General features: G+C 41.9%; 5 protein-coding genes and 1 pseudogene. 1 reads left to right on the top strand and 5 read right to left on the bottom strand.

The annotated features are described in order from the left end of the window. The coding region (locus tag ABZB17_RS19865; protein ID WP_372652887.1) for a hypothetical protein at window positions 1-918 on the top strand (918 nt) is incomplete at its 5' end. Between the two features lie 718 nt (window positions 919-1,636). Here the strand turns inward: ABZB17_RS19865 and ABZB17_RS19860 are convergent. From ABZB17_RS19860 to ABZB17_RS19840, 5 genes and pseudogenes are all read right to left on the bottom strand, one after another. After that, window positions 1,637-2,095, bottom strand: coding sequence for a magnesium-dependent phosphatase-1 (locus ABZB17_RS19860; RefSeq protein WP_372652885.1), 459 nt, complete (start codon window positions 2,093-2,095; stop codon window positions 1,637-1,639). A gap of 82 nt (window positions 2,096-2,177) precedes the next feature. Further along, window positions 2,178-3,641 (bottom strand): TRAP transporter large permease, encoded by a 1,464-nt coding sequence (locus tag ABZB17_RS19855; RefSeq protein WP_372652883.1) that lies wholly within the window; start codon window positions 3,639-3,641, stop codon window positions 2,178-2,180. Beyond that, the gene (locus ABZB17_RS19850; protein ID WP_372652880.1) at window positions 3,641-4,111 is read right to left on the bottom strand and encodes a TRAP transporter small permease; all 471 of its coding nucleotides are present in this window, start codon (window positions 4,109-4,111) and stop codon (window positions 3,641-3,643) included. Before ABZB17_RS19850 ends, ABZB17_RS19855 begins: the two co-directional genes overlap by 1 nt. A gap of 20 nt (window positions 4,112-4,131) precedes the next feature. Continuing rightward, window positions 4,132-5,115 (bottom strand): TRAP transporter substrate-binding protein, encoded by a 984-nt coding sequence (locus ABZB17_RS19845; RefSeq protein WP_372652878.1) that lies wholly within the window; start codon window positions 5,113-5,115, stop codon window positions 4,132-4,134. Window positions 5,116-5,158: 43 nt separating this feature from the next. Further along, window positions 5,159-5,518 (bottom strand): annotated as a pseudogene (locus ABZB17_RS19840) (bifunctional 4-hydroxy-2-oxoglutarate aldolase/2-dehydro-3-deoxy-phosphogluconate aldolase); the annotation flags it as partial.

Raw genomic sequence — 5,518 nt, 5'->3', positions numbered from 1 at the left:
GGCATAAAAGCGGTTGATGCATTTGCGGCAAAGCACCCCAATATCATCGTAAACTTTTCATTTCACAACTCGGGCGGTATGTGGCTTCGTGTTCCGGCTGATAATACAACAGTTCTTCCGGCTTCGGATATTGCTGCATATGATGTAATCGGAAAAGAAGCCATCAAAATTACGCCGGGCTATGTTTACATGACCTCGGTTGAACTTTACCCAACTTTTGGCGACTCCGACGGGCAGATGTTCTTTGTACACGGTTCGTATACTTTTGTTGGCGAACTGTTTATGCGCGAAGATGAAACCTACAAAGCGAAAAGTGATAAACCTGCCGCCGGTTCTGATAGCGACCGTAACGAGCGTAGTCGCGAACAGCTGAAATTTAACGATAACGTTGTGCAGGGCGAATTGTACAAAGAATGGAAACCGTTTAATCACCCGGTTTACGGCGAAATTGAAATTGGAGGTTGGGTGAAAATGAGCTCGCGTTTACCACATCCGTTTATGTTGCCCGATTTGGTGCACCGCAACGCTTCAGTGGTATTGCTGGCAGCCAACGAAACACCAAAAGTGGAAATGGATGTATTTGAGGTAAAAGAACTGGACAATAACCTGAAACGAATTCGGGTTCGCTTAACAAACAAGAACGGTTTATCGACCATGACGGCCCAGGCTGTAAAAGATAAGTTGTATACCATCGACCACTTGAAAGTTTCGGGTGCCAAAGTTATTGCCGGTGGCAAAATTAACGATTACCGACTCGATCAGGTTAGCTATAAAGAGCATAAACCTGAGGTTCAGTTCTTTGCCATTCCGGGACACAGTAGTACTGAGTATGAATTTATTGTTCAAGGCAAAGGAGAAGTTAAACTGGAATACTCCTCGCAAAAAGCAGGTATTACTAGTACTTCGGTTGCTTTATAAAAAGAGATTTAATAATAAAAAAGAGTGCTCGCGTCCGTGAGCACTCTTTTTTTACAGAATTTAATTTTACCGAATAGCCACCGGTTCAAATCCAGTGCATTAATTCCCAAATTCTTATTGCTATGCTATCGGTATTTACCAATGTAATTTCATCGTTTCGCTTAATGCTCACGCTGAAAACAATTGGCATACTTGAAATAAAAAAAAATCCCGGCGTCCACTCCGGGATTTTTTAATCCAGTCTTTTTAAACAACTAAATGAATTCTAATAATTCTCCTCCTCTATTTCTAGCGGGGTTTGTATAATTCAAATGTAATTATGTTATTGTACATTATACTACTAGAGCTACTGAAATCAACTAGCCAAAATGCTGATATTACGACTGCCGAAATGCTGACATAAAAGTTTGAAATAATATAGCGATTAACTGCAGAGACAATTTTTGAAGGTATTTTCAAAACCTACCGCATATTGGTTAAATACCTGGCTTAATCAATCGGCATAAAAAATCCCGGGCGTCCAATCCGGGATATTTATTTTATCACAATATAACAGGGTTTCTATAACCTTTAACTAAACTATCTACTGGGTTTGTATAGTGCAAATATACCTGCTGTTGGTTAACCTATACGATATTTTTTGCTGAAAGCACACAAGAATCAACTGATATTTAACGGTTTAAAATACTGACCACAGGCTATTCGAATACCGACAAGCCTATTTTAAATACCGAAATACCTGCTCTTTTCGGAGTCCGTCGTTAACCAAAACCGCTTCAACTCCCAGTTTCCCGACTTCGAGAATATTACGGTGTTCATCGTCGAAGAAAACCATGTCGGAATAATCAATTCCAAAATACTTTTTGATATTTGAGAAATGCTGGATTTTACTGCTTGGATAAATTTCTTTCAGGTCGAAATATTTATCGATATCAAACAGGTGAAGCAGATCTTGTGCCCAGGATGGCTCGAAAGTTCGTGAAGCTGCAGCAATTTTTCGCTTGTTCTTTTTTAGTTCCTCCAATACAGGAATCACATCAGCATACAATTCCATTTCACTGTTCGACTGATCAAGCAAAGCGCCATCGCTCCAGTAATAAGGCGGATTTGTGGCATCGCACCAGGTACCTCCAGCGTCCCACAGGGTAAAATCCAAATCAAAAACGAATAACTTCATGGAGGCGAAAATAGAGAAAGTATGGAGATTTGTGTTTTATATCAACTCCTTAGAGCCAATATAAAACACAAATTTTAAGTCGCTAAAATCCCAGGCTTTGAGGTAACCACATCGAGATTTCAGGAATATAAGTAACCAGCAACAAACAAACGATCATTGCTATAAACATCGGGATAAGCGGTTTTATCACCGTTTCAATTTTTACCTGGCTTACACTACAACCGATAAACAGCAGCGAACCAACAGGAGGTGTTCCCAAACCAACACTCAGGTTCAGTACCATGATAATTCCGAAGTGAACAGGTTCCAATCCTAAATTGGTAACGATGGGTAAGAATATCGGTGTAAAAATCAGCACTGCCGGAGTCATGTCCATAAACACACCCACAAACAGCAAAATCAAATTGATGATCAGCAGAATTACAAATTTATTATCGCTAAGGGCCAATAAAGCTTCACTTACATTTTGTGGAATATTCTCGTAAGCCATAATCCACGACAAACCGATACAGGTGGCCACAAGCAAAAGCACAAACGCTGTTGTTTTTACCGAATGCAGAATGACGGAAGGAAGGTCCTTCCAACTCAACTCACGATATATAAATGCCAAAACCAAAGCGTATAAAACAGCCACGGCCGAAGCTTCGGTTGCGGTAAAAAAACCGGCTACAATACCACCGATAACAATCACCAGCATCATCAAACTCGGGAAGGCACGCCAAAGTGTTTTTAAAGCATTTAATGCTCCCTTTTTATGCCTGCTGCCGTAATAACCAATTCCACCTAAAAACAAAGCACCGATTCCTCCATAAATGGCTGTGGCAACTCCTGCCGAGAACGCACTGTTTACTTTAAACAATCCAACAATTACTAAAGCAAGTGATGCAATAACCGCGAAGAATTTACCGAGGTTGCGCACCATTCCTTTAAAACCAAAATGTTTGTACGAGAACATTCCCATAGCCACAGCCATAATCGCCAAACCAGTTAAAATGCCCGGAGCGTAACCCGCCAGGAAAAGTGCAGTAATGGAAACACCACCACTGGCCAGCGAATATACAATGAGGATATTACTTGGCGGAATAGACAAACCTGTTGTTGCTGAAGTGATATTTACCGCGGCACTAAAGTTTTTGTCGTAGCCTTCTTTGTTCATTTCGGGCATCATAATACTACCGATTGCCGAAGCCGATGCAGCTGCAGAACCGGAAATGGCACCAAAAAGCATGTTGGCAAAAACATTAACAAAAGCCAGTCCGGCAGGCCAGCGGCCAACCAAAACACGCGCAAAATCAATAAGCCGGATAGCTATTCCTCCCTTGTTCATTATATTCCCCGCCAGTATAAAAAACGGAATGGCCAGCAGTGCAAAACTGTCCAGTCCCGTTGCCATTCGCTGTGCAAACGTAGTTGCTGCAGGCAGTGGCATAATGGTTACCAGCATGGTTAAAATCCCTGAAATTCCGATACTGATAGCAATAGGAACTCCAATTACAAGTAAAATTATAAAGCTTACTACAAGTACAATTACTCCTAAAAATTCCATTACTCTTCAATATTTTGGTTCAGTGAATTATCAATAGCATAATAAATAATCAGCAATCCGCTAAGCGGAACAATAAGGTAAACATACCCCAGAGGCAAAGCCAGCGCTGCCGATTTTACATTCAGGTAGAAGCGGGTGTAAACAAGCCACGAGCCGCCAAATACCATTACAAATAGCGCAAATAAGCCAACCAGGGCGTTAATAAAAGTTTGTAAGCGACGTTTTTTAACGCCTTTCATTTTTTGCAGCATCAGGTCGATGGCGAGATGTTCGTTTTTACCGGCCACATAAGCGGCCCCCAACATACCTACCCAAATTAGAAGAAATCCGGCCAGCTCGTCGGTAAACGAACTTGGTGCGGACAGAACGTAGCGGCTAAAAACTTGCCAGAGCACATCGAGTACCAATATGCTCATAATCGAAATCAACAAGATCTCGATTACTTTATCTATTTTTTCTCTGATAGTCATAATCTTTTTCTTATCGGTTTCTATTTAACGGCTTCGATGCGACGTAATATGTCTCCCAAAACTTCGTCCTGACGGTATTTATCCAGTAGATCGGAAACTTTTTCTGCAAATAATGTTTTGTCTGGATAATTGATCTTAACACCATTCTCCTGAACGATCCGCAACGATTCTTCCACCGATTCGGCCCAGTACTTCCGTTCCACAGGAACCGATTCGTCGGCAGCTTCCTGCAGCCACTTTTTCTCCTGCTCGCTTAGTGTATTCCACACTTTTGTACTGATGATCAGCACATCGGGCACACAGGTATGTTCATCTAATGAGTACTGTTTACACACCTCGTAATGATGCGAAGTATATAAACTTGGCTCGTTGTTTTCGGCACCGTCAACCACTCCACTTTGCAGCGCAGTATATAATTCGCCCCACGAAATTGGAGTTGGAGAACCACCTAAAGCACGTACCATTTCCATGGCAGTCTGGCTTTTCATCACCCTGATTTTTAACCCTTTTAAATCATCGGGAGTATTAATCGGCTTGTCGATGGTATAAAAACTACGAAAACCGGCATCGTAAAAACACAAACCACGAATCCAGTATTCTTCGGTACCCAGCAACAATTCTTTACCGATCTCCCCGTCGAAAACTTTAAATGAATGTTCTTTCGAGCGAAAAACATAAGGCAAACCCAGCGCTTTGAATTTTGGAGTGAAACTTTCCATTACCGCAGCTGAAACTTTGGTAATTGCCAGGCTTCCTATCTGCAACAATTCAACACATTGTTGCTCGGAGCCCAACTGTCCGCTGGGGTAAATATCGATGGTGAGTTTACCGCCCGATTTTTCTGCTAAACGCTCGGCCATAAACTCCATTCCCTTATGAACGGGGTGAGTGGGATCGAGACCATGTGCCAGTTTTAAGACTTTATGTTGTTTGGTTTCGGTGCATCCCAAAAGAAATACTACCACAAAAACCAACGAAAAAGCTTTAACGATTTTAGTTCTCATTAGATATAATTGATTTAGTGTTTCGCCATTTCGGGCGACAATTTTATGTTGTCAGATCGCTGATAATTTTCAGTGCCTCTGTACATTTTCCGGTAATATAGGCATAATTTTTTTCGGCCAAAACTTCTTTCGGGAACAACTGCGATCCCATTCCCACACAAGTTACACCGGCATCGAACCATTGTTTCAGGTTCTCTTTATCCGGAGATACACCTCCGGTTGGCATAATGCTGGCATAAGGCATCGGTCCTTTTACGGCTTTTACAAAGCTTGGTCCTCCCACCTGAGATCCGGGGAATATTTTAACCACCTCGGCACCTAATTCGTGTGCACGGCCAATTTCGGTAACCGAACCACAACCCGGACTCCAGGCAATTTTGCGTTTGTTACAAACTTTTGCAGT

The organism is Draconibacterium sp., assembly GCF_041583095.1.
In the GTDB taxonomy this organism is placed as follows: Bacteria; Bacteroidota; Bacteroidia; order Bacteroidales; family Prolixibacteraceae; genus Draconibacterium.
This window is presented reverse-complemented; position numbering and strand designations above follow the sequence as displayed.